Annotated in this window: 21 protein-coding genes and 1 pseudogene; 5 read left to right on the forward strand and 17 right to left on the reverse strand. The window is 64.1% G+C overall.

Annotated elements, in window-relative coordinates:
• Window positions 1-58 precede the first annotated feature (58 nt).
• A complete protein-coding gene (gene typA, locus HNQ39_RS03380; RefSeq protein ID WP_184192543.1) occupies window positions 59-1,873 on the forward strand; it encodes a translational GTPase TypA in 1,815 nt (604 codons plus the stop codon).
• A 125-nt stretch (window positions 1,874-1,998) separates the two neighbouring features.
• On the opposite strand, the gene HNQ39_RS03385 is transcribed toward typA, so the two are convergent.
• The 10 genes and pseudogenes from HNQ39_RS03385 to HNQ39_RS03425 all read right to left on the reverse strand — a co-directional run bounded on the left by HNQ39_RS03385 (window position 1,999) and on the right by HNQ39_RS03425 (window position 13,242).
• Window positions 1,999-2,991 (reverse strand): NAD-dependent epimerase/dehydratase family protein, encoded by a 993-nt coding sequence (locus HNQ39_RS03385; protein ID WP_184192544.1) that lies wholly within the window; start codon window positions 2,989-2,991, stop codon window positions 1,999-2,001.
• A 168-nt stretch (window positions 2,992-3,159) separates the two neighbouring features.
• Window positions 3,160-3,627 (reverse strand): nuclear transport factor 2 family protein, encoded by a 468-nt coding sequence (locus tag HNQ39_RS03390; RefSeq protein WP_184192545.1) that lies wholly within the window; start codon window positions 3,625-3,627, stop codon window positions 3,160-3,162.
• Between the two features lie 41 nt (window positions 3,628-3,668).
• Entirely contained in the window at window positions 3,669-8,261 is a 4,593-nt protein-coding gene (gene gltB, locus HNQ39_RS03395) for a glutamate synthase large subunit (protein WP_184192546.1), read from the reverse strand.
• A gap of 113 nt (window positions 8,262-8,374) precedes the next feature.
• Window positions 8,375-9,028, reverse strand: a pseudogene (locus HNQ39_RS03400) (thioredoxin fold domain-containing protein); the annotation flags it as partial.
• Between the two features lie 12 nt (window positions 9,029-9,040).
• Entirely contained in the window at window positions 9,041-9,139 is a 99-nt protein-coding gene (locus HNQ39_RS29590; protein ID WP_221289781.1) for a thioredoxin family protein, read from the reverse strand.
• 153 nt (window positions 9,140-9,292) lie between these two features.
• Window positions 9,293-9,769 (reverse strand): macro domain-containing protein, encoded by a 477-nt coding sequence (locus HNQ39_RS03405; protein ID WP_184192547.1) that lies wholly within the window; start codon window positions 9,767-9,769, stop codon window positions 9,293-9,295.
• 174 nt (window positions 9,770-9,943) lie between these two features.
• Complete coding sequence (locus tag HNQ39_RS03410; protein WP_184192548.1) at window positions 9,944-10,651, reverse strand: DNA helicase; 708 nt, start codon at window positions 10,649-10,651, stop codon at window positions 9,944-9,946.
• Window positions 10,652-10,804: 153 nt separating this feature from the next.
• The gene (locus HNQ39_RS03415; RefSeq protein ID WP_184192549.1) at window positions 10,805-11,479 is read right to left on the reverse strand and encodes a collagen binding domain-containing protein; all 675 of its coding nucleotides are present in this window, start codon (window positions 11,477-11,479) and stop codon (window positions 10,805-10,807) included.
• Between the two features lies 1 nt (window position 11,480).
• Window positions 11,481-12,491: an isocitrate dehydrogenase (NAD(+)) gene (locus HNQ39_RS03420; protein WP_184192550.1), complete on the reverse strand. Its 1,011-nt coding sequence runs from the start codon at window positions 12,489-12,491 to the stop codon at window positions 11,481-11,483.
• Window positions 12,492-12,522: 31 nt separating this feature from the next.
• A complete protein-coding gene (locus tag HNQ39_RS03425; RefSeq protein WP_184192551.1) occupies window positions 12,523-13,242 on the reverse strand; it encodes a cyanophycinase in 720 nt (239 codons plus the stop codon).
• A gap of 23 nt (window positions 13,243-13,265) precedes the next feature.
• On the opposite strand from HNQ39_RS03425, the gene HNQ39_RS03430 reads away from it, so the two are divergent.
• The 4 genes from HNQ39_RS03430 to HNQ39_RS03445 all read left to right on the forward strand — a co-directional run bounded on the left by HNQ39_RS03430 (window position 13,266) and on the right by HNQ39_RS03445 (window position 17,669).
• On the forward strand, window positions 13,266-14,126 hold the full coding sequence (locus HNQ39_RS03430; RefSeq protein ID WP_184192552.1) for a phosphoribosylanthranilate isomerase: 861 nt from the start codon (window positions 13,266-13,268) through the stop codon (window positions 14,124-14,126).
• Between the two features lie 100 nt (window positions 14,127-14,226).
• Window positions 14,227-15,429, forward strand: coding sequence for a hypothetical protein (locus tag HNQ39_RS03435; RefSeq protein WP_184192553.1), 1,203 nt, complete (start codon window positions 14,227-14,229; stop codon window positions 15,427-15,429).
• A gap of 33 nt (window positions 15,430-15,462) precedes the next feature.
• Window positions 15,463-16,560 carry an acetoin utilization protein AcuC gene (locus tag HNQ39_RS03440; protein WP_184192554.1) on the forward strand — a complete coding sequence of 366 codons (1,098 nt, stop codon included), beginning with the start codon at window positions 15,463-15,465 and terminating at the stop codon, window positions 16,558-16,560.
• Complete coding sequence (locus HNQ39_RS03445) at window positions 16,554-17,669, forward strand: hypothetical protein (RefSeq protein ID WP_184192555.1); 1,116 nt, start codon at window positions 16,554-16,556, stop codon at window positions 17,667-17,669. The genes HNQ39_RS03440 and HNQ39_RS03445 overlap by 7 nt, the downstream gene beginning before the upstream one ends.
• Before the next feature lie 29 nt (window positions 17,670-17,698).
• On the opposite strand, the gene HNQ39_RS03450 is transcribed toward HNQ39_RS03445, so the two are convergent.
• The 7 genes from HNQ39_RS03450 to HNQ39_RS03480 form a co-directional block, all read right to left on the reverse strand.
• Window positions 17,699-18,295: a hypothetical protein gene (locus HNQ39_RS03450; RefSeq protein ID WP_184192556.1), complete on the reverse strand. Its 597-nt coding sequence runs from the start codon at window positions 18,293-18,295 to the stop codon at window positions 17,699-17,701.
• Window positions 18,296-18,356: 61 nt separating this feature from the next.
• Entirely contained in the window at window positions 18,357-19,238 is an 882-nt protein-coding gene (locus HNQ39_RS03455; protein ID WP_184192557.1) for an MBL fold metallo-hydrolase, read from the reverse strand.
• Window positions 19,214-19,699: a hypothetical protein gene (locus HNQ39_RS03460; RefSeq protein ID WP_184192558.1), complete on the reverse strand. Its 486-nt coding sequence runs from the start codon at window positions 19,697-19,699 to the stop codon at window positions 19,214-19,216. Before HNQ39_RS03460 ends, HNQ39_RS03455 begins: the two co-directional genes overlap by 25 nt.
• A 7-nt stretch (window positions 19,700-19,706) precedes the next feature.
• Window positions 19,707-20,297, reverse strand: coding sequence for a hypothetical protein (locus tag HNQ39_RS03465; protein WP_184192559.1), 591 nt, complete (start codon window positions 20,295-20,297; stop codon window positions 19,707-19,709).
• Between the two features lie 17 nt (window positions 20,298-20,314).
• A complete protein-coding gene (locus HNQ39_RS03470; protein WP_184192560.1) occupies window positions 20,315-21,727 on the reverse strand; it encodes a hypothetical protein in 1,413 nt (470 codons plus the stop codon).
• Window positions 21,724-22,248 (reverse strand): hypothetical protein, encoded by a 525-nt coding sequence (locus HNQ39_RS03475; RefSeq protein WP_184192561.1) that lies wholly within the window; start codon window positions 22,246-22,248, stop codon window positions 21,724-21,726. The genes HNQ39_RS03470 and HNQ39_RS03475 overlap by 4 nt, the downstream gene beginning before the upstream one ends.
• Window positions 22,235-22,765 (reverse strand): RNA polymerase sigma factor, encoded by a 531-nt coding sequence (locus HNQ39_RS03480; RefSeq protein ID WP_184192562.1) that lies wholly within the window; start codon window positions 22,763-22,765, stop codon window positions 22,235-22,237. Before HNQ39_RS03480 ends, HNQ39_RS03475 begins: the two co-directional genes overlap by 14 nt.
• Window positions 22,766-22,859: the final 94 nt, after the last annotated feature.

The following is a 22,859-nucleotide window of genomic DNA, read 5'->3' on the forward strand; positions in this document are numbered from 1 at the left end:
GCTAAACCCGCGCTATGGCTTGGCCCTGCGCGGGTCTTTTTATGTCAGGTTATCCGCTATGCTTAGAAATATCGCCATTATTGCCCACGTTGACCACGGAAAGACAACCCTTCTTGACGGGATGCTCAAGCAGGGCGGGGTCTTCCGCGAGAACCAGGAAGTCGCCGAGCGGGTGATGGACCGCATGGACCAGGAGCGGGAGCGCGGCATTACCATTATCTCCAAGCACACCGCGCTGACCTACAAGGGCCACAAGATCAATGTTGTCGATACCCCCGGCCACGCGGACTTTGGCGGGGAGGTGGAGCGCGTTCTCCTCGTGGTCGATGGCGTGCTTCTTCTGGTGGATGCCGTGGACGGCCCCATGCCGCAGACCCGCTTCGTGCTGGAGAAGGCACTCTCCGCCGGGCTGCGCGCGATCGTGGTGATCAATAAGATGGACCGCCCCGAGGCACGCCCGGACTGGGTGGTCAACGAGACCTTCGATCTCTTTGCGGAGCTGGGGGCCAGCGATGAGCAGCTAGACTTCCCCGTGGTCTACGCCACCGCGCTCGACGGGCGCTCGTCGCTGCGGGAGGACTACGAAGACGCCGTGGACCTGCAGCCGCTCTTCGACACGATCCTCACCGCGGTCCCGGAGCCAAAGGTGCTCGCCGATAAAGATGCCCCGACTCAGGCGATGATCTCGACCATCGACGGCGACACGTACCTGGGACGACTGGGGATCGGGAAGCTCTTTGCGGGGACCCTCAAGCCCAACCAGAACGTGACGGTCTTCCGCCGCGATGGCTCGCGCTACAACGCCCGCCTCCAGAGTGTCTTTGTGTATGAGGGGATGAAGCGCATTCCTGTGGAAGAGGCCTATGCCGGTGATATTATCGCCGTGACGGGCCTGCCGGAGATCACGATTGGAGAGACGGTGGCGACGGGCGACGATCCCCAGCAGATTCCGCCTCCGAACGTGGATGAGCCGACCCTGAAGATGACCTTCGCGGTAAATACCTCGCCGCTGGCAGGCCGGGAGGGGCAGTTCTCCACCAGCCGCAAGCTGCGTGAGCGCCTCTTCAAGGAGCTGGAGACCAATGTCAGCCTCAAGGTCGAGGAGAGCGAGACGCCCGATAGCTTCGTGGTCTACGGACGCGGTGAGCTTCACCTGGCCGTGCTGATCGAGACCATGCGGCGCGAGGGCTACGAGCTCCAGGTCTCGATGCCCGAGGCGATCACCCGTGTGGGCGAGAACGGGGAGAAGCTAGAGCCGTTCGAGCGGGTCTTTATCTCCCTCCAGGACGAGTACGCGGGCGGCATTGTGCAGGCCCTCGGGGAGCGCCGTGGGGTGCTGATGAACATGCAGCAGTCCGACCGGGGCGACACGCGCCTGGAGATTGTCATTCCCACCCGCGGTCTGCTGGGCTTCCGCTCCCGCTTCCTGACCCTCACCCGTGGTACGGGGATCATGTCCGCTCTGCTCGAAGGCTACCTGCCTTGGGCCGGGCCGCTGCCCCACCGCTCGCAGGGAAGCCTGATCGCCAATGAATCGGGGATGACCACCAACTTCGGGCTGGCCAACGCCGAGGAGCGCGGGGAGCTCTTTATCGGCCCCGGCACCGAGGTCTATGAAGGCATGATTGTCGGCCGCCACCAGCGCGAGGGCGACCTGGTGATGTCGGTGTGTAAGGCCAAGCAGCTGACTAACATGCGGTCGTCGAACGCCGATATCTCGGTGCGCCTGACCCCCCACACAGAGATGAGCCTCGACCGCTGTATGGAGTACATCGGCCCCGATGAGCTGATGGAAGTGACCCCCAAGAACGTTCGCATGCGCAAGCGCGAGCTAAACTTCAAGCTCCGCAAGCGCTCCGAAAAGGGCGAGTAAGTACGCCGGGGATTGAAAATCCCCGGCACAAGCCAAGAGCGTCTCGTGGACGCGCAAAGCCATTGTGCTCTGCGCGTCCACGGGACGCTCTTTTTCGGGAGATGAGGCTTTCCATCCCCGGCAATCTACCGACGAAACGCCGCGATCACCGCATCTTGGCGGGCATTGACCTCCGCATCCACCGTCTGGCGGCTGGGGTCTTCCCGGAACCACGCCAGCGAGCGCTGGACACCCTCGGCCCAGAGCACCTCGGCCTTGTAGCCCGGCACAAAGCGCTTGATCTTGCTATTGTCCAGCACCACCGAGTTCACCTTGTCGCCGATTAGCGTCCCCTCCCAGTCCGGGTAGAGACCCATGCAGAAGTCCGACGGCACGTGGACAAAGTCAGGTTTAACGCCGAGGGCATCTGCGACGGTCTGAAAGAGCTGGTTCCAGCAGAGGACCTCGTCGCTGGTGATATGAAACGCCTCGCCGTAGGTATCGGGGCGGCCCAGTAGGCTGGAAAACCCCTTGGCAAAGTCCCCATTCCAGGTGTTGGTCCACAGCGACGTCCCATCGCCGGGGACGATCACCGGCTTGCCGGTCAGCATCCGCTCGACCACGGTCCAGGGATGCAGCCAGCTATTCAGGACCAGCGGTAGGTTCGCGTGCCCGTAGGTCAGCGACGGCCGCACGGTCGTGTAGGCGAGCTTGCTCTGCCCTGCCAGAATCGCCTCGCACGCAATCTTGTCGCGGGAGTACTGCCAGTGCGGGTTCTCCAGCGGCGTCTCCTCGGTGATGAGGTAGTGCTTGGGCGGCTTCTGATAACAGCTCGCGGAGCTCACAAAGACAAACTGCTCCGCGATTCCCTCCACCAGCGCCAGCCGCGACTCTAGGTCCTCAGGCGTAAACGTGATAAAGTCCGCCACCGCATCGAAAGGCCCGTGCGCCGCTAAAACTGCCTTCAGTTCCGCCTGGTCGCCCTTCACATCCCCCGTGATGACGGTCACGCCCGGCGGCGGGAGATACTTCTTCGACGAGCCCCGGTTGAGCAGAAAGACCTCCTGCCCCTGCCGCACCGACTCTTCCACACAGGCCGACGAGATAATCCCGGTGCCTCCGATATACAAAACACGCATCTATTCTTTACTGCCTCTCATCGTGCCCCGCCTCTCCCTGCGCCTTAGAGCGCGACCCTCTCCGGCTTCGCGAAGAGGGTAAAACGGAGCGTGGGTCTCGTTACTGACACGCCCCCCTTCGCGGAGCCGGAGGGGGTGGCGAGCCTAAGCGAGCCGGGGGAGGTAAAACTACTTCGCCTCGGGGAGCCGTGTGGTCTGCCAGGCGGCGAAGCGCCACTCACCCTTCTGCCGTGTCCAGACCTCGGTGAAGCGTGCCTTGAAGGCGACCTCGTTTTCGCCCGCCTTGACCTTCACCTCGGTAAGCCCCGTGACGATCACCGTGTTGCCATAGACCTGGTGCTTCTTCTCCGAGAGGGTCACGGCGAGGTACTTGGTCGCGCCGGTCTTCATCGCCTCCAGCAGCGACTCCTTCGTGTCGCTCTTACCGCTGGAGTGTGTGTAGGTCAGGTCCTTGGTGAAGATCGTCTCCAGTGCCGCCAGATCGCCCTTTACCATCGCGTCGATGCGCTTGGTATCGGCCTCGTTGGTGGCGGCAATCGCCTCGGCGCGGGTGGGAGTCTTCTGGGCGGGAGCTTGCTGGGCGAAGACAGGGGCGGGCGCGACCAGAGCCGCGCAGAAAAGTAGGGTTGTTCTCATGCGGAGATTATAGCCGATCCGCCCCGTATTCGGGGCGGTTGCTAGTGTTTCCCGCCGAGGGCCTTGAGGTCTTTTTCCGCCTTGCGGTTGGCCAGCAGGCGCTGGTACTCGGGGGAGATGACCTTGACAAAGCGCGGAAGCTCAGCCTCCCAGTTGTCCAGGAAGCGCTTGCCGCGCTTGCTACCGGTGTACTGGACATGGGCCTCGATCAGCTCGCGGAGCACGCCGGCATCGTCTTCGGACTTGGCATCGCGCAGGACGGGCGGGAGGTTGTTGGGGAAGAGCTCGCGGATCAGCGCGACATCGTGGCCCTCGACCGGGCCGCAGCCCGCCGCCAGGTCGGGGTTGATGCGCTTGGGGAAGCCCCCCTTGAGGTCGTAGACAAAGGCGATCCCGCCGGACATCCCCGCCGCGAAGTTGCGCCCGGTGCGGCCCAGAACCACGGTGATCCCGCCGGTCATGTACTCGCAGCAGTGGTCCCCGACCCCCTCCACAACCGCGACCGCACCGGAGTTACGCACGCAGAAGCGCTCGCCGACGGCCCCCGTGAGGTAGGCCTCGCCGCCGGTGGCTCCGTAGAGCAGGGTGTTGCCCGCGATGATATTCTCCGACGCGTCGAAGGTGGTCTCTGCGGGCGGATGGACAACGATCCGGCCGCCGGACATTCCCTTGCCGACATAGTCGTTCGCATCGCCGATCAGGTGGAGCTGCATGCCGGGCGCGAGAAACGCCCCAAAGCTCTGTCCTGCCGAGCCGGTGAAGTCGATCTTGATCGTCCCATCGGGGAGCCCCGCGGCACCGTAGCGCTTGGCCACCTCGCCCGAGAGCATGGTTCCGCAGGTACGGTTGTGGTTGAAGATCGGCATCGTGAACTTCACAGGGCGCGCATCCTCCAGCGCGGCCTTTGCCTGCTCGATCAGCTTGTAGTCTAGTGCGCCCGTGAGCCCGTGGTCTTGGTCCTCGATCTTGCGGATGGCGATCGTCTCGCCGGCAAATGGGGTCCCGACCAGGATCGTGGAGAGATCGACCCCGCGGGCCTTCCAGTAGCGCACGGCCTCGCTGGTGTCCAGATACTCGGTGTGCCCGACCAGCTCGTCCATCGTGCGGAAGCCCAGCTCGGCCATCAGCTGGCGCACTTCCTCGGCGACAAAGAAGAAGTAGTTGATGACATGCTCTGGCTTGCCGGCGAACTTGGCGCGGAGCGCAGGGTCCTGGGTAGCGATCCCGACTGGGCAGGTGCCCAGGTGGCAGACACGCATCATGATGCAGCCCTGCGCCACGAGCGGCATGGTGGAGAAGCCAAACTCCTCCGCGCCCAGCAGCGCGGCGACCAGCACATCGCGGCCCGTCTTGAGCTGGCCATCGGCCTGGAGGCGCACACGGCCTCGGAGCTCGTTGCGCACCAGCACTTGCTGGGTCTCGGCCAGGCCCAGCTCCCAGGGAATCCCGGCGTGCTTGACCGAGCTCAGCGGGGATGCGCCCGTGCCGCCTTCGTAGCCGGAGATCAGGATATGGTCGGCGTGGGCCTTGGCGACACCCGCCGCGACCGTCCCCACCCCCACCTCGGCGACCAGCTTCACGGAGATGCGGGCCGCGGGGTTGACATTCTTCAGGTCGAAGATCAGCTGCGCCAGGTCCTCGATAGAGTAGATATCGTGGTGGGGGGGCGGGGAGATCAGGGTCACACCGGGGGTCGAGCGGCGGATGCTCCCGATGTACTCGTCGACTTTGTGCCCCATGAGCTGGCCACCCTCGCCGGGCTTGGCACCCTGAGCCATCTTGATCTGGAGCTCATCGGCGTTGACTAGGTAGTGCGTGGTCACCCCGAAGCGCCCGCTCGCTACCTGCTTGATCTTGCTCCGGCGCTCGTCGGTGTAGCGTGCCGGGTCCTCGCCGCCCTCGCCGGTGTTGCTCATCGCGCCCATCCGGTTCATGGCGATCGCCAGACCCTCGTGGGACTCACGGCTGATGGAGCCCAGGCTCATCGCGCCCGTGGCGAAGCGCTTGACCAGCTCCTTGGCCGGTTCCACTTCCTCAAGCGGCACGGGTGGCCGCACCTTGCGGAAGGTCATGAGCCCACGCAGGGTGGACGCCTCGACCGCGCTCTCATTGACTGCCTTGGAGAACTCGGCGAAGGTATCGTAGCGGCCCTCGCGGACGGATTTCTGGAGCTTCTCGACCATCTCGGGGCTGATGGCGTGCTTCTCGCCGTAGCGCCGCCACTGGTACTGGCCGCCCGGCTCAAGGTCGAACGCGCCCGCCGCCTGCTCGGGGGAGAACGCGCCGTCGTGGAGGCTGCGCACCTCGCGCTCGATGTCCTCTAGCGTGACTCCCTCGATCCGGCTTGCGGTGCCGGTGAAGTAGCGGCGGATCACCTCTGTGTTGATCCCGACTGCCTCGAATATCTGGGCACCGCGGTAGCTCTGCAGGGTCGAGATGCCCATCTTGGACATCACTTTCAGCAGACCCTTGTTGATTCCCTTGATCGTGTTCTTGACCGCATCCTTAAACGTCACGCTGGTCAGCACGCCGTTGAGCACAAGATCATCGAGGGTCTCGAAGACCAGGTAGGGGTTGATCGCGCTCGCGCCAAAGCCGACCAGACAGGCGAAGTGGTGCACCTCGCGCGCCTCGCCGGTCTCGACAATCAGCGCGACTTTATTGCGGGTGCCCTCACGGATCAAGTGGTGGTGGACCGCGGAGATGGCCAGGAGCGACGGAATCGGGGCGTACTCGGGGGAGACATCGCGGTCCGAGAGGACGATCACGCCGACCCCGCGCTCTAGGGCATCGCTGGCCTGGCGGCAGAGGCGCTCGACTGCGCGCTCCAGCTCACCCAGGGGCTTGTCGGTGCGGAAGACCGCACGCGCCGTCCAGAGCCGCACCGAGCCGCCGTCGTCGCTGAGGGTTCGGAGCTTCTCCAGGTCCGCATTGGAGAGGATCGGGGTGGCGACCTTGATCTGGCGCGCGTTCTCCGGGGCATCGTCGAGCAGCGAGCCATCGGTGCCGATATAGTCCCAGAGGCTCATGACAATGCTCTCACGGATCGGGTCGATCGGCGGGTTGGTGACCTGCGCAAAGAGCTGCTTGAAGTAGGAGAAGAGGTTCTGGGGGCGGTGGGAGAGCACGGCCAGCGGCGTGTCGGTGCCCATCGAGCCGAGCGCTTCCTCGCCGTTCTGTGCCAGGGGCGTGAGGAGCAGGCGGAGCTCCTCCGAGGTGTACCCAAAGGCGCGCTGCTTCTGGATCAGCTCGGCATGGACCGGGTGCTCGGGCTCGGGCGGCTCAGGGAGGCTTGCCAGATCGACTTTATGCTTCTCCAGCCACTCGCCGTAGGGGTGCAGGCCACACACCGTGCTCTTGACCTCGTCGTCGCTGAGGATGCGCTGCTGCTCGGTATCGACCAAGAAGAGCTTGCCCGGTGTTAGGCGCCCGCGCTCGACAATCTTCTCCGCCGGCACCTGCACGACGCCCGTCTCCGAGGCCAAGATCACGAGATCGTCGGTGGTGACCGTGTAGCGTGCGGGGCGCAGGCCGTTGCGGTCTAGCACCGCCCCGATCTGCACGCCATCGGTGAAGGCCACGGCCGCGGGGCCGTCCCAGGGCTCCATCAGACAAGCGTGGTACTCGTAGAACGCCTTGCGCTCCGGTGCCATGATCTCGTTGCCATCCCACGCCTCGGGGATCAGGGTCATCAGGGTCTGGGCCAGGGTCTTGCCGCCCATGAGCATCAGCTCCACGGCGTTGTCCAGGCTTGCCGAGTCCGAGCCGGTGGGGCTGACCAGCGGGTAGCACTTGCGCAGGTCGTCGCCCAGGACGCTGCTGGTGAGGCCCTGCTCGCGCGCCTTCATCCAGTTGCGGTTGCCCCCGATCGTGTTGATCTCCCCGTTGTGGGCGATATAGCGATACGGGTGGGCCAGCGGCCAGCTCGGGAAGGTGTTGGTCGAGAAGCGCTGGTGGACCAGGGCGATAGCGCTCTCCATGCGCTCGTCGCTGAGGTCCAAGTAGTACCCGCGCATCTGGTGGGGCAGGAGCAGGCCCTTGTAGATCAGGGTCTTGGTGGAGAGGCTGGGGATGTAGAAGCGCGACGGATCGGGAATCCCCGTGGCACCGGCGACCTCGCGCTCGACCTGCTTGCGGATGACATAGAGCTTGCGGTCGAAGGCATCGGGAGCGGTGGTGAGGCCACGCTGGATAAAGAACTGGCGGATGACCGGCTCGGTCTCGGCGGCTTGGCGTCCGATCTTGCTGGAGTCGACCGGCACATCGCGCCAGCCCAAAAAGATCTGCCCCTCTTGGCGGGTGAGTGCTTCTAGGGTGCGCTCGCACTGCTGGCGGGCATCGCGCTCCTGGGGAAGAAACGCCACCCCGACCCCGTACTCGCCTGCGACAGGAAGCGCGAAGCTGACACTCTCCCGCAGAAAGCGATCCGGGATCTGGAGCAGAATGCCTGCGCCATCGCCGGTCTCAGGGTCGCAGCCGGTTGCACCGCGGTGAACCAGGTTGTCGAGGATGGTCAGGCCTGTCTGGACAAGCTCATGCGAGCGTTTGCCTTTGATGTGTGCTACAAAACCCACGCCACACGCATCATGCTCAAACGCTGGGTCGTACAACCCCGCAGCCACTCGCTTGTCCACTCTCTCGTACCTGTCTCTCTCTCACGTTTATGTTAACAAACAACGACGAACGCGGCGACAGAGCACGCACTCCCTTCCGCGCTGAGAGGGAACTCAAATTATATCATAACGGCCTACGGAGGGATCTGTTCCAGGAGCTTTCGGGCGTTCTGCTGGATGCGCTCGGGACAGCCGGGAGTCTTGAGCGCGGCGTTGAGCTCTGCCCGCGTCCCCTTGGCATTGCGCTCGCCCATGAAGCAAAACGCGAGCCCAAAGTGCGCGTAGGCCTTGTCTCGTCCCTCGGTCGCCACCGTGAGGGCTTTCTGGAGCCAGGCACGCGCCTTGGTGGCACTCTGCTTGCGGATGTAGAGCGAGCCGAGCGCGTTGTAGGCCGCGGCACACTTGCCACTCTGCGGAGCCTTCGCCACAAGCCCTGCCACCCAAAGCGCCTTGGGCTCGTTGCCCTGGTCCGCGAAGCGCTGCGCCAGGTCGGTCGCCAGAGCGAGATCGCCCGGGGTGCGCTTGAGCTTGGCCTCCAGAGCGGGCTGCTCTTTGTAGGTCTTGAGTGCCTCGCTCCCGACCGTGATAAAGCCTTGCGCGGGCAGAAAGCCCGGCATGCGGCCCCACTCGCCCCCCTCCGCGTCTAGATAGAGCACGGTGGGGAAGCCCGTGACTCCGTACTTCTTGGCGAGCGCACGCCCTTCGTACTCGGCGTTTACCTTGACTGCGACCAACTGGCCACAGAACTGGACAACCTTGGGATCAGGATAGACCTCGGCCTCCAGCTTCTTACAGTACCCTCACCAGTCGGTGTAGAAGTCCACCAACAAGAGCTTCTTGCTGGCACGGGCACTCTTGACCGCGGCCTCGTAGGATCTCATCCAGGCAATCTTTGGCATGGGGTTATTCTATCGCATGACATCCGGGCAATAAATTACCCGGCAGGGGGAAAGGAGCGTCCCGGGGACGCAGGAGCTTTAGGGCTCTGCGCGTCCCCGGGACGCTCCCTCAGCCGCAGGCGGGTATTTCCAATGCCCGCCAACATTGCCCGGCTAAAAATCATAGACCGTGACCGCGATGTCTTTTGTGCAGAGCACTTTTTGCAGGAGCGGCTCGACCCGGCTCCAGTCGCCGCCTGCGAGGCCACAGCCAATGCGCGGCAGGTGGATCGAGGCACCGCGCTCCAGGGCCTTCTCCGCCACTTTTTCTAGTCCCTCGGAGAGCGCGTCGTAGCGGATGGGGACGCCCTTACTGCCGGTCTTGATACCCCTCTGCCCGATCAGATTCGCCACCCAGAGCTCGCCGGGCTTTACCTCCACAAACTGTACCGCCCCGAGGCCAAAGTCGTTGTGGGCGCGCTCCGCGTGCCACTTACGGTAGGCCCGCTCGGGCTCCTGCCAGCGCCGGGAGAGCGCCCGCACAAACCCCTTGCCCCAGGCTCCGAGATCGTTGCAGCAGTGGCAGACAATCTTGGCCCCTGCGGCTTGCGGGACGGTGGCATCGCCCTTGAGATAGGTTATTTGCGTCATGGTAACACTTTATCGCAAGAGTGATGCCTTTTGCTAAAATCTTGTGCGATGAAGCCGGGCATTGGAAATACCCGGCTGACGTTTTTGGGAGCGTCCCGAGGACGCACAGAGCACAGCGTTCCTGCGTCCCCGGGACGCTCCTTTCCCCCTGCCGGGTATTTCCAATGCCCGGCTCTAATGCCCGCACTCCAGCCGTCCCTCGTTGAGGAAGCAGAGTCGATCAAAGAGGCCAAGGTCGAGAGGGTTGGGCAAGCGGATATTCTCAACCCCCGGCAGGGGCTGCGCCGCCGGGTCGTAGCGGCGCTCGATCTGAGAGAGGCACAGGACGATACAGTGGCACTCTTGGGCGAGGCGCTTGAGCTGCGGAACCTGGTGCATCAGAGGAGGGTTCTCGCGCTTGAGGTCCAGCACCTGGAGGTAGTCCACGATCACCAGGCTCTGCGGCGGCTCGGAGGCAAGCCGGGCGACAATATAGTCCGCACAGATCTGGTCGGAGTCGTCCACGAGAAACCGATCCGCGAAGCGGGCCTGCTCCGCACCCAGCGCCGTGAAGCAGGCCGCGACCTCGGCGGGGGTGAAGTCAAGAGTGAAGAATGCTGCACGGCCGCCGCGCTGCATGAGCAGGAGAGCCAGCTCGATACTGAGGCGCGTCTTGCCTTGCCCCCGGCGCGACCCCAGCAGGACCAGCTCCCCCGGGCGTAGCTGCTCTAGGAGCGTGAGGGCGTTGCTCTTCGATGCTGTCTTGGCGGAGAGCAGGCTCCACGCGGCAAACCCTTCGCGCTGGGCGATCTGGTCCAGCGCTTGGTGGAGTGGGATGTTTTGGTCGCGGGCGAGGGCCTTGGCCTGCTGCTTGAGGACCGGAATCGGGGCAGAGAGTGTCATACAAACCTCCAGTGCTGAGCGTCTCTCGCAACCCCTCCTTATGCGACTTGCTCAATCCTTGGGTTTGATGTGAACCAGGAGCCCTGCACGGTAGGTACTTTCCCAAAGGAGGGGGGCGGCGCGGGCCGAGCGCCACGCCTAGTATACAGCGAGTTATTCTCTGACTGGCTGAAGCTCAATCGTCTGTTGTGTCTCTTTGCTCGGTAGGATCGTCACCTCGCCGTACTGCCGCTTGTAGAACGTGCCATTGACAAAGCCCACGACGGCATAGCGGTAGGTTCCTGCCTCGCGCCCGAACCAGGCGCGCCCCAGTGCGTTGGCTCTATCGACCGTGTGCCGCTCGTAGATCTCTTCCTCGCGTAGGCTGTCGTCGGTCTCAAGAATAACAACGGCACCTTCGAGGGGGCGTTTTGTCACCGCATCCACGACCGTAAAGTGGATCTCTCCCACCGTTTTAGGTGCCCTCTTGCAACACGGCGTGAAAATGATGGGCTTCATGGGAACGAGAAAGATCTCCCGCTCCGTGGTTTCGTCGTCTGCAATGAGAAGCTTCATCCGCTCGGGTCGGTAGGCGATACCGTCGATAAGTCCCCGCACAGTGCAGTCACGCTCGCCTGTGCGCACCCCAAAGGGACAGTCGATCACGCCCTCGGCATTGGCCGTCCACTGGATATCGTCTTCCTCGCCCTTGGCCGCCTTCATGACCAGAATCGCTCCCGGCAGAGGGCGCTGTGTCCAGAGATCGCGCACCGTTACCCGAAAACTGCCCTCGGCACGGGCACCCAGCGCGAGCAAAAAGACGCACCACAAAGCCAGAATCCAGCGCATCTTACAACCCTCCGATCACCGCCTTCACAAACTCCGCCGTGCCCGCGCTCCCGCCCAGGTCCTTGGTGACATGCTTGCCTTCCTCAAAGACCGTAAAGAGCGCCTTCTCAATCCGATCCGCCGCCTCAAGCTCCCCCAGCTGCCGGAGCATCAGCACCGACGACATCACGACCGCGGTTGGGTTGGCGAGGCCCTTGCCAGCGATATCGGGGGCGGTGCCGTGGACGGCCTCATAGACAATCGCATCGACTCCGATATTGGCCGAGCCGGTGACCCCGAGGCCGCCCACTAGCCCGCTGACCAGATCGCTGATGATATCGCCGTAGAGGTTCTCCATCACCATCACATCGAACTGCTGGGGGCGCGTGACAAGCTGCATGCAGCAGTTATCGACAATCACCTCCTGGTACTCGATCTCGGAGTAGTCTCTCGCCACGCGGCGGCAGCAGTCCAGAAAAAGGCCATCGGAGAGCTTCATGATATTGGCCTTGTGCACCGCACTGACTTTCTTACGCCCATGGCTACGGGCGTACTCAAAGGCGAACTTGGCGATCCGCGTGCTGGCCTGCTCGGTGATGATCTTGAGGCTCTCGACCACGCCGGGAACCACGACATGCTCGATTCCGGCGTAGAGGTCCTCGCTGTTCTCCCGGATCACGACAATATCAATGCCAGGAAAGGGGGTCTTCACCCCCGGAATGCTCTTGGCGGGGCGCACATTGGCGTAGAGCCCCAGGCGCTTGCGGAGCGCGACATTCACCGACGGAAACCCGCCGCCCACGGGGGTGCCGATGGGGCCTTTGAGGGCGATATGGTTCTTGACAATCGAGTTGACGACACTCTCGGGGAGCGGTGTCCCGAAGCGTGGGATGATATCGGCACCGGCCTCTTGTCGGTCCCAGGAAAACGAGACACCCGCCGCCGCAAGGATTTCCAAGGCGGCATCGGTCACCTCCGGCCCGATCCCATCACCGGGTATCAGAGTCGCGGAGTAGGTTTTTGCTTTGCTCATGCCTTTGATTATGGCAGGAATGCGGGATTTCTCACACCACAAGCGGCTGGCTCAGGTTCTGTGACTGACCGAGACCGAGGATTTTTATCTTGATATTGCCCGCTAGCAGGGGGGCATTGGGGGGAAGGCGCTGTGCCTCAATCAGTGCGACCTGGCCCGCTCGCACGACAAGAACGCCCTCAGGGGAGACCTCGCACCACGCGTTCTCGTCCACCCCGATTCCTAGGACGGGGGAGGGGCTGGAGAGAACCATGTTGATCAGCCGCTGGGTGCGCTGGCGGACAAAGAAGTGGGTATCGACGATGGCACTGGGGAGGGCGCCTAGTCCGGGCTTGACCGCGACACTGCCCTTGCGCATGGTCTTGCTGTCGCCCTCACCCGTGGGCATGAGGCCGCTCATCAGGGCAGCACCCGCGCTGGTTCCCCCGATGACTCTCTTAGTGCTCAGGCGCATGGCTAGACCGGTGCCAGCGAAGGTTGCCAATAAGACATTCTGATCGCCGCCGGGAATCCAGACACCCGTGGCTCTCTCTAGGGCGGCAAGGGCCTCAGAGACACCGACGGGAGCTTGGACGTCTTGCGCACCGTTTTCCCGGAGCCAGTCCGCTGAGCGCTTGGCCTTTCCCGCGACATCCTCGCCGGTGTGCGCCAAGACCACAATGCCTGCTGCCGGGCCGCCCGCGCACGCGATCAGCCGCTTGGTTGTCTCGGGAGCTGTCATCCCGCCACCGTGGAGAATCACTGTCTGCATAACCGTACTATACAATACGATCCATGCGTACTCGTTTAAAAGTCTGCTGCATTGCCAGCGTGGACGAAGCGCGGCGAGCGATTTCCTACGGTGCAGATGCGCTGGGGCTGGTGGGGCCGATGCCGTCGGGGCCGGGGCCGATTCCGCTGGAGACCATCGCCCAGATCGCAGCAGCGACTCCTCCGCCCATCGCGACTTTCTTGCTGACCTCCGAGACCCAGCCCGAGGGGATTGTGGCGCAGTGGCAACAGTGCCATACTACGACAATCCAGCTGACAGACCGGGTGGAGCAGGAGCACTACGCGGCGCTACGGACGGCGCTGCCAGGTGTCAAGCTGGTGCAGGTGATTCATGTGACGGGGCCGGAGTCTCTGGCGGAGGCCCAGGAGTTTGCCGATGTGGCCGATGCCCTCCTCCTCGACTCAGGGAACCCAGCGCTGACTGTGAAGGTGCTCGGGGGGACGGGGCGCGTCCACGACTGGGAGGTGAGCGCGGCGATCTGTGCCACTGTGGCGTGTCCAGTCTTCCTGGCGGGCGGCCTGCGCCCCGACAATATCGGCGAGGCCGTGCGGACTGTCCAACCGTTCGGGGTCGATCTATGCTCGGGTGTCCGTACCGACGGCCAGCTCGACTCTGAGAAACTGGCGGCGTTCGTACAGGCCCTAGTGGGAGGTTGCGAGGAGCGAGCGCGTGGTGAGCTCGCCGTCGAGGTAGTAGTGGTCGAAGGGGACACTGCCCAGGCGCATGGGGCTGATGTCCACGAACTCAATGAGGTGAAGCTCGGCCCGGAACCGGATCGCCGAGTCGCCGTCGGTGAAGGCTGCAAGGTACTCGTCGCCACTTTGACGCAGACAGACAAACTCTCCGGTCTCGATATGCCGTAGGGTGTAGACAGTCTGCTGAAAATCGGTTCGATGGTGCTCAAAAGGACGCATGTACTCTATATCGGCAGGTTTTGGCGGTAGCCTTAGAGAAATGCCTTACATGAACCTCTTACAAGCGACCGATCCTCTCTTTTTGCTCACACTACCCCGTCGCTGGTTCCGCCCCAGTGCCCAAGCGCGCCTTCCCGAGCGACTTACCCTCACAGCCGAGCTGATTCAGGGAGGGAGCGTCCTGCGCCTCCTGGGAACCCCCACGCGCCCCACCGACCCGACTCTGGATTTTACCGGTCGGCTCCAAAAAGACGGCACGCCCGACCAGGGGAAAGGACGCCTGCGCTGGCCGAGTGGCGAGGCCCCCGAGAGCGTGGAGGCGAGCCAGGCGCTCGATGGCTCCTACCAGCTCCAGCGGAGCGGGTTTCGTGGGACATTCCCCCTGCCCAAGAGCTGCAAGCTCCTCTACCCCGAGGCAGCGCTCTGGTTCAGCCTGGGGCGACTGCTCAAGTTGGGTGGGGGGGAGCAGGCGCTTGCCCTGGCGCGTGAGGACGACAAGCCGGGCCTCTTTGTTGGTACTCTCTTCCTCACCGAGGAGCGCAGTGAGCCGCTCAAGCTCCGCGATACCGAGGTCTTGGCGCGCCGCTTTCGCTACCGCACCGTGGGGCTCGGCTACCCCAAGGAGCGTGAGCGGGGGACCCTCTGGCTAGGCACGGAGGGGGAGGTCCTCAAGAGCGACCTTCTCCCACGTCTCCTCGCCACCAATACCCTTACCCACGAGAAAGGCCAGCCCGCCTATGTCCTTCCCACAGTAGAGGGCACTCTCTTGCGTGCCGAGCAGGGGAGCGAGGGCTGGACCCTCACCGAGACCCTTCCGGGCAAGCCGTCCCCGCGCTTCATCGCCGAGCTGGACTTTGAGTACCGCCTGCGCCGCTTCACTAGCAAGCTCACCCCGGAGACCCTGAGCGCGGAGTGGGAGAGCGGCGAGCTGCGCTATGCCTACCCCAACCTGCCGCCCCACTTTGTCCGCCCGCCTGCCGACGGCACGACACTCTTTCTGGCCTCCCTCCTCCTCCCCGAGCCGGTGGCGGGCCTAGCCGTTGGGCAAAAGCGCCCCGTGCTCCTGCTTCCGCTCTTCACCGGGGAAGAGCTCGCCCTCGATGGCACCCTACAGCGCCTCCCCGATACCCCAAAAAAGACCCGCAGCTACCAGCTCACGCTCCCCGAGAACCTGACCGCCACCCTGGAGTACGACAGTGTCGGCCTGGTTCGCCTCACCAGCAACGGGGGGCTTGCAATCTTGAGGAAGTGACCCGAAGAACCAGTCTTCGGGCATAATAATCCTATGAGCCGCCACACTGCCTTTCTCTACACCGACGACTTCCTGGCCTACGATCTGGGGGGGAAGCACCCGCTTCAGCAGCGCCGCCTGCAGCTCGTGGATCAAAAACTGGCGAGCCTGGGTGCTTTTAGCTCCCCCCTGCAGGGGGGCGGGAGGGGCATCACCCGCCTCGCGCCGACATCGGTTGAGGAAGCGCTCCTGGGACGGGTGCATACTGCGGAGTACCTGAGCCATGTCCAGCGCGCGAGTGTCCCTCACCACGGCCTGGACCTGCGGCGCTTTGGGCTGGGGCCGGGGGACACGCCCGCCTTCCCCGGGATGTGGGAGGCGTCGAAGCTCTACGCGGGAGGCAGCGTCGATGCCGCAAAGCTCGTGCTCTCAGGCGAGGTGGAGGTTGCCTTCAATGTCGCCGGCGGCCTGCACCACGCCCATCCGTGGAAGGCCTATGGCTTCTGTGTCTTCAACGACCTGGCGCTGGCGATCACGACTTTCTTAGATGCGGGGCTGGAGCGGGTGCTCTATGTGGATATCGATGTGCACCATGGCGACGGCGTTCAGGTGTGCCACTGGGACGATCCCCGGGTCTGGACGCTCTCGCTCCACGAGGCGGGACGCTGGCTCTTTCCGGGAACGGGCTGGCCGGAGGAGACCGGCGGGGAGGTGGCACACGGCTCGGCGATCAATGTCCCCTACGCGCCCTACACCGGAGACGAGGTCTGGTGGCATGGCTTTGAGCAGGTGGTCCCCGAGGTCTTTGCCCGCTTCCAGCCACAGGCACTTGTCCTCCAGCTTGGGGCCGATGCCCACTTCGCCGACCCGCTGGCGCACCTGCAAGTGACCTCCCGCACCTGGATGAAAGCAGTGGAGCGGCTCCTGGAGCTCGGCAAGGAAATCCCGGTTGTGGTCACAGGAGGCGGGGGCTACAATATCGCGACCGTCGAGCGGCTCTGGAGCCTGGTGGCGCTGGCCTGCGCGGGTCTACCCCAGCCCGACACCCTCCACGATACCGAAACGCCCGTACTCAATGCCGAGCAGCAGCGCACCGCGCGTGCCTACGTAGACGGCCAGCTCGATGCCCTCCGAGGAGCTCTGGGATGGTAGACAAGCTGAAAGAAGAAGCACTCGCGGCCGAGGCGGCGGCACAAGATGCCTTTGCGGCGTTCTATAGCAGCCTCACGGGCGGAGAGGACCAGAACGCCCTGCCCCCTGAGGTGACCCAGGCACTCACCCGCTGGGTTGAGGCACGCAAGCGCTGGGAGCTGGCGCAGGAAAAAACACCGACCGCGCCGCGCCTGGGCCTCAAGCCCCCCGATGCCGTGCTCCTGCCCAATGCGCTCCCCGCACGCGATGCCCTGGCCGCGCTCTTCGCCCCCAACCTCTGGCAGACCGATCCCGCAGGGCGGGCGCTGGTGGCGCAGGTGAGCAGTGCGGCACAGGTGCGGGTGGAGTTTGACGAGGTCCTAGGCTTTGGCCCCGAGCAGGCGATTCGGCAGATCGCGCGCTCCGGCCCCGCCGCCGCACAGACCTTCATGGCACTGGCGAGCCTCTGGATGGAGCGCCTCGGCGGGCAGCCCCACGAGACCTACCTGACACTGGCCGCCTCGGACCTGCTGCGCTTTCAGGGGAAGAAGGCGACACCCAAGGGGGGGTACCACCGCGACGATGTCCTGGCAAAGGGGCGGGATCTCTATCTCCTGAGCCGTATCACGGTGCCACATGTCACGGGCGGAGCGGGGATGGCGCTGGGCCGGCTCCTCTCGCTGGAGGCACTGGAGGCGGGCCAAGACGGCGGCGAGCAGAGCATTGTGCGCTTCCGCTACCACCTCGGGCAGGAGGCGCATAGCTGGATGCAGGAGAGTGTCGCTCAGGTCGCACCGCGCCTGCTGGGCTACCACCCGGTGCGCCAAAAGTACCAGATCTTGCTGGGCTTCTGCCTCGCCTGGCACGCGGGCAACCACCCCGATGAGACCACGCTCTCGCTCCCCCGGCTCCTGGAGCTCGCCGCGATCCCCATGCCCGAGAAGCGGCTCTCGGAGTTCCTGACGAGCCTGGAGGACGCACTGGCGGACCTGGCACACGATGGGATCGTTCCCGGAGTCAAGCTGGTCAAGCCTAGCGGCTGGCACGAGCTCCTTGCGACACGCCAGACCCGCACGCTACTCCAGCAGTGCCAGATACAGACAGAAAAACCCCGGCCAGCACTGGGCTGACCGGGGCGTAATCGGGTTCGTGAGGGGGCTTAGTTGCCGCCGCCGCGACGACCACCACCCTGCATGCGGGCCTGGCGCTCCTTGGCAGCCTTGGTCAGCACGGCAACCTGGGCATCGGTCAGGTTCAGCTCGGAGTAGACCTCCAGAAGCCCGAACGAAGCCGCTGCCTTCAGACCGGGGAGGGCAGCCTTCAGCGAGGCGCTCTGGTCGGCGCTGAGCATGGCATCGATCGCCTTGCTGGCCTTGGTCTCGTCGTTGCGGAGCTGCTCCTGCTTGGCGCGCATCTCTTCCATCATCTGCTGCATGGCCTCACGGTCGAAGCCGCCGCCATTGCCGCCACCGCCGAAGCCGCCCTGGGGACGCATAGCCTTGCGCTGCTCATCGAGCTTGTCCTGCATCGCCTTGACCTTGCTGGCCTGCTCGGGGGTAAGCTTGGCAACCGTGGTGAGAGTCGCCAGAGGAATCTGCACGGTCGTGAGCTCGCCATTGGCTCCGGGACGCCCAAACTGTCCGCCGCCGAATCCACCAAAGCCGCCACCCTGGCGACCGCCGCCCGCACCACCGCCCTGAGCAAAGGCGGATGCACTCAGTACTGTTAGTGCCGCTAACGCGACAACCACTCGCATCGTCTTAACCATTAGAAAAAACCTCCAGTACTTATTTTGACGGTCATTTCTGAAGAAAGGATTAAAGACCTATCCGAGGCACTATATGGAGCTGCTCTCCGTCGCTTTCCAGAGCGATTGCCCCCTGCTGATCGGTGCGAAAGAGCTGGATTTGCGGGTTCTTAAGCCGTGTAAGTGTCTCAGAGTGCGGGTGCCCGAAGCGATTTTGACGCCCACAGGAGATTATGGCGGCCTGTGGCGCGACACGCTGCAGAAACGCAGGCGTTGTGGAGGTCCTGGCACCGTGGTGACCCACCTTGAGAATATCTGCCGCGAGCTCGAGGTGGGCTTGGAGCAGGCTTTCCTCCGCCTCCGTCTCCGCATCGGCCATAAAGAGCACGCGGGCCTTGCCGTAGACCAGCCGCGCGACAATGGCGTTGTTGTTGTCATCGCTACGGGTGCCGTGGAGAAAGGGCGGGGCAGGGTGTAGGATCTCTAGGCGTGCGCCGCTCCCGAGGTCGAAGGTCTGGCCGCGCTGAGCTTGGTGAACACGCACCCCACGGGCCTTCCAGGCGGCACGCAGGAGAGCAAGCGAGCTGCCCGGCGCACTGGGAATTCCCGAGTCCAAGACAGCGCGCACGCTCAGTCGCTCCGTGACCGCCAGCAGCCCCTGCACGTGGTCGTCGTCGGGGTGGGTGGCTATCAGGAGATCAATTGTCGAGATGCCACGGCTCCGCAGAAACGGCACGACAACCCGGCTCCCCGGCTCGTTGCCGTCGCGCGGATCGCGCCCCGGTGCCCCGCCACCGTCGATCAGGACTACTTTGCCTGAGGGGGCCTCGATCACGGTCGAGTCGCCCTGTCCCACGTCCAGAAAGGTCACACGGAGCGTCCCCGGAGCCGAGCGGCACCCCGCCAGCGCCAGCAGTCCCGCTAGCGCTAGTGCTTGATCTCGCCGATCCACGGGTTGGTGTAGTTGGCAGGCTTGTTGCCCTTGGTGCCCCGGCCTGCGATCTGCACCGCGCCGTTCTGGGCCACCAGGAGCGCCTCTGCCAGGTTCTCACAGAGGTTTCGGTCGGAGTTGCTGGGGCCGCCGGCGATCACGCGGTAGACCAGCCGAGGGCGGCGGACCGCACGCTTGAGCAGGTAGTCATCCGGCATCGGGGCCTCGTCGGGCTGGAGCACGGTCACCGTGCAGCCGTTGCCCTTCGACGACGAGAGGCTGATAAAGCTCCAGGCCGCGCCCGAGATCACAAAGCGCGCCTCCGCCAGCCCTGTGTCCGCGTGGATCGTCCCCGTCTCATCAGCGACCCCGGGCACGAACCCACGCTCGGTCAGGAAGTAGGCCAGCTCGGCAGGGGTGAGCGGCTCGGACGCAGGCGTCCAGATATGGGCGATGGCGACGCCACGGGGAAGTTCTGTCATGCAGCCATTATACCGGCAGCAAGCTCCCCGACAGCGAGACCGCCTCCGCCCCCCACTTAAAGGCCAGCGCCTCGCCTGCCTTTACCCGTCGGAAGGTCGTGATTCCCGAGCCATCTGCCGCCGTTGTCGAGCGCTCCTTCGCCGCTCCCCAGTTGATGATAACCAAGTCCTCCACCGCGAAGATTCGCACCGCAAAGGAGATGCTCCCATCGCCGTTGAGGTGCGGTGTCGCCTCCAGCGTGTAGGGCTTACCGCCGGTCACCACACTCAAACGAACGGGTTCGTTGTTGAGGGTCTGGGCCGTTGCCTGACTCGCGCCGACGGTCAGGGTCACGGTGAGCTCTTTACTCTTCACATCCAGGAGCCGCTGGAGCGCCTCCAGCTCCGCAAGCGCACCCGGCTCCCCAACCACGGTCAGCTCCTGCTTCACATTGTCGGGGGAGAGGCTGCTCAGTCCGGGGGGCAGGAGTGTGCGCGCGGGTTTCTGCGGTGCAGGGACGGCCTGGCGCGGCGAGGAGCCCGGGTCGGTGAGGAGGAGCAGAAACTCGACTGGCGGACGGTACTTGAACTTCAGAACACGGGTCTCTTGTTTGCGCATTTTCTTTCTTTCTGTGGCTATTTTACCGGTGGGGCCTCGCCGCGCTTGCGGATGGAGAGAAACGCGACTCCCTTGCTGTCGCGCTCCAGGCTCCAGACCGTATTGTAGCTCTCGCAGACCAGGTCCAGCGCGCTAGAGAGGCTGACACTCTCGAAGCGAAACGAGCGCTTGAGCGTGCTGGCATCCGGCGAGAGCTCGAAGCGGCGCCCCGTGGTCCGCAAGAGCGCCTCCAGCGCAGCACGGATATTCCCACTCTCTAGCTCCAGCGAGACCATCTCTTTGAGCGCGGCACTGGGGGTGCTGCGCTGGAGCGGGTTGGGCTCTTGGGGGAGCTGCTCGACAGCGGCATGAATCGTGTCGAGCGAGCTGCGCAGGGTCTTGACGGGGCTGGGCGTGCTACGCAGGCGGACGATCCGCACGAGCACGCGCTCGCCCTGCACCTCGGCGGTCCAGCCCACCCCCAGCGACTGGGTGAGCATGTCCAGCGCGGTCGGGAGCGCGACCCCATTGGCCTTGATGGTCACTTTCTGGAGCCGAAGCCCCGGATAGAGCCACTCGGGATCGCGCTGCTGGAGGTACTGAATATCGAACAGGAATAGGTTGAGGTTGGGGCGTCCCTTGCTGATATCGAGCTTGAGCGCGGGGTCGAACTGGTGGTCGACGCGCACATCGAGCAGGCTGGTCAGCGCCCCGACCCCATTGCGATCCACGAGGTTCACATTGACCCGAACTCCCTCCAGGCGCTTGCGAAGCGCCTCAGAGACGGTCACGCTCTCAGGGTAGAGCGCAGGATTGTCGGGGATGTTGTCGAGCCATTGCCAGTCTGTCCAAAACGATTCTGGCGCAAGCGTCGATTTAAGCCGGACAAACTGCACCACCACCTCCCCATTCTCCTCCCGCGCTGTCCAGCCTACCTTGGCGCTGCGCGCGATCTGGTCTAGGAAATCAGGAAGGGGCTGAACAGTGGGGCCATACGAGATAACGGCTCGTTGAATGGCGTGGGGCACTTGAAGCTGGGGGTCCGACATCATCGTCCCAAGGTCAATCCCAAAGGCAAAGAGCGCTTTGTCGTAGAGAAGCTTGGGGAGCTTGTTCTTGCTAACCACTTGGCCAAAGCTAACTACGCTGGAGCCTGGGCGGGCCTCAGGGAGGACGATCTTGTAGGCCTCCAGCTTCTCCCGGAGCGCACGGGGCACTGTGACACTCTCTGGGTAGACGGTCTGGACGCCGTTGGCAAGGGGTGAAGCGAGCTCCGTCGGTTGCTGTGCCCATGCCAGTGCTGGGGTGAGGAGGAGCGCGGCAAGAAGCGTGGACGGTAAACGTCCCGCATTCCTCGTCGGTACAAGAGAATTCCGAGCGAAGCGAGGCGGCGACTTGCTCGCCCCATAGCCCGACGATCTCCGTCGAGGTTTATCATCGTGGGTTCTCATGGCGTTTGTAGCTCCTGGCGCAGCTCGTCGGGGGTGATGGGGCGCACCGCGACCACGATCAGCTCCCCGGACTCGGGGCTTTCTTTGAGGGTGTTTTCTGGTTTTTCCAGGATGCGCTCGCGTTTTTCGGGGGCGCGCCGCGATTTTTCAAGCACGCGCTTTCGTTTTTTTACGGCTCGCTCCGATTTCTTCAGGGTGCGCCGGGATTTTCCGGTGGTGCTCTCTAATTTTTCAAGGACGTTTTTAGGTTTTTCAAAGACGATCTTTAATTTTCCCGTGGTGCTCTTCGATTGTGCCGTGGTGATCTCTGATTCTCTCAAGGTGTTTTTCCATTTCTCCGCGGTGGTCTGGGCTTTTTGGCTTGGCATCAGCCCAAAACACACCAACGCTAGGGCCGCGACAGGCAGGGCGAGCCAGGCGACTTGGGGGCGAGGGCGCGAGGCGGGAGCCTCCGTGCCCCCGAGTGGGTCTGCCGTGCGGATTAAGTGGGAGAGGCGGCGCTCTCGGCTAAAGAAGTTCATCGTGTAGCTCTTTTCGGAGGCGCTTGCGGGCGGCGAAGAGGCGCGAGAGGAGGGTGCCCAGGGGCAGCTCCAGGGTCTCGGCGATCTCGCGGCAGGAGAGGCCCTCCCAGTACTGGAGGATCAAGGGAGTGCGGAGGGTCTCGGGGAGGGTGTCGATGGCGGCGCGGGTGCGGGCGGCGCTATCGCGCTGGAGAGTCTGCTCCTCGGGGCCGCGCTCGGGGGAGAGAAGTGTGCTGTCTAAGAGCTCCAGCTCACGGCGGCGCTGGCGCCAGCGGAGCGCGGTATGGACCGTCAGCTTGGTCAGCCACGCCGGCCCCGACTCCAGCCGCCGGAGGCTCGGAAACGCCTGCGCCGCGCGGAGCCCGACTTCTTGCACCAGATCGTCGGCGGCATCCACGCTACCCGCGACCCGCACCGCAAGCCGCCAGAGCCGAGGGCGCTCCACCTCCCAGAGCCGCGCAAAGGCCCGCTCGCACCTTGCTTGCGACTCACTCTGCTCTACCGGCTGACTCAGCATTGCCTCCACAGCTATAGAAGATACCAAGCGGCGCACTTTTATTTGAGTCCGGGCAATAAATTACCCGGCATGAGGAAGAAGGAGCGTCCCGGGG

It is taken from the genome of Armatimonas rosea (assembly GCF_014202505.1).
Classification (GTDB): Bacteria; Armatimonadota; Armatimonadia; order Armatimonadales; family Armatimonadaceae; genus Armatimonas; species Armatimonas rosea.

Excerpts from the sequence above, each read along its gene's own strand:
- typA (WP_184192543.1), top strand. The coding sequence starts at position 59 with ATGCTTAGAAATATCGCCATTATTGCCCACGTTGACCACGGAAAGACA.
- HNQ39_RS03435 (WP_184192553.1), top strand. The coding sequence starts at position 14,227 with ATGAACCTCTTACAAGCGACCGATCCTCTCTTTTTGCTCACACTACCC.
- HNQ39_RS03440 (WP_184192554.1), top strand. The coding sequence starts at position 15,463 with ATGAGCCGCCACACTGCCTTTCTCTACACCGACGACTTCCTGGCCTAC.
- HNQ39_RS03415 (WP_184192549.1), bottom strand. The coding sequence starts at position 11,479 with ATGCGCTGGATTCTGGCTTTGTGGTGCGTCTTTTTGCTCGCGCTGGGT.
- HNQ39_RS03460 (WP_184192558.1), bottom strand. The coding sequence starts at position 19,699 with ATGACAGAACTTCCCCGTGGCGTCGCCATCGCCCATATCTGGACGCCT.
- HNQ39_RS03385 (WP_184192544.1), bottom strand. The coding sequence starts at position 2,991 with ATGCGTGTTTTGTATATCGGAGGCACCGGGATTATCTCGTCGGCCTGT.
- HNQ39_RS03410 (WP_184192548.1), bottom strand. The coding sequence starts at position 10,651 with ATGACACTCTCTGCCCCGATTCCGGTCCTCAAGCAGCAGGCCAAGGCC.
- HNQ39_RS03420 (WP_184192550.1), bottom strand. The coding sequence starts at position 12,491 with ATGAGCAAAGCAAAAACCTACTCCGCGACTCTGATACCCGGTGATGGG.
- HNQ39_RS03430 (WP_184192552.1), top strand. The coding sequence starts at position 13,266 with ATGCGTACTCGTTTAAAAGTCTGCTGCATTGCCAGCGTGGACGAAGCG.
- HNQ39_RS03405 (WP_184192547.1), bottom strand. The coding sequence starts at position 9,769 with ATGACGCAAATAACCTATCTCAAGGGCGATGCCACCGTCCCGCAAGCC.
- HNQ39_RS29590 (WP_221289781.1), bottom strand. The coding sequence starts at position 9,139 with ATGCCAAAGATTGCCTGGATGAGATCCTACGAGGCCGCGGTCAAGAGT.
- HNQ39_RS03390 (WP_184192545.1), bottom strand. The coding sequence starts at position 3,627 with ATGAGAACAACCCTACTTTTCTGCGCGGCTCTGGTCGCGCCCGCCCCT.
- HNQ39_RS03480 (WP_184192562.1), bottom strand. The coding sequence starts at position 22,765 with ATGCTGAGTCAGCCGGTAGAGCAGAGTGAGTCGCAAGCAAGGTGCGAG.
- HNQ39_RS03445 (WP_184192555.1), top strand. The coding sequence starts at position 16,554 with ATGGTAGACAAGCTGAAAGAAGAAGCACTCGCGGCCGAGGCGGCGGCA.
- HNQ39_RS03425 (WP_184192551.1), bottom strand. The coding sequence starts at position 13,242 with ATGCAGACAGTGATTCTCCACGGTGGCGGGATGACAGCTCCCGAGACA.
- HNQ39_RS03475 (WP_184192561.1), bottom strand. The coding sequence starts at position 22,248 with ATGAACTTCTTTAGCCGAGAGCGCCGCCTCTCCCACTTAATCCGCACG.
- HNQ39_RS03465 (WP_184192559.1), bottom strand. The coding sequence starts at position 20,297 with ATGCGCAAACAAGAGACCCGTGTTCTGAAGTTCAAGTACCGTCCGCCA.
- HNQ39_RS03450 (WP_184192556.1), bottom strand. The coding sequence starts at position 18,295 with ATGCGAGTGGTTGTCGCGTTAGCGGCACTAACAGTACTGAGTGCATCC.
- HNQ39_RS03470 (WP_184192560.1), bottom strand. The coding sequence starts at position 21,727 with ATGAGAACCCACGATGATAAACCTCGACGGAGATCGTCGGGCTATGGG.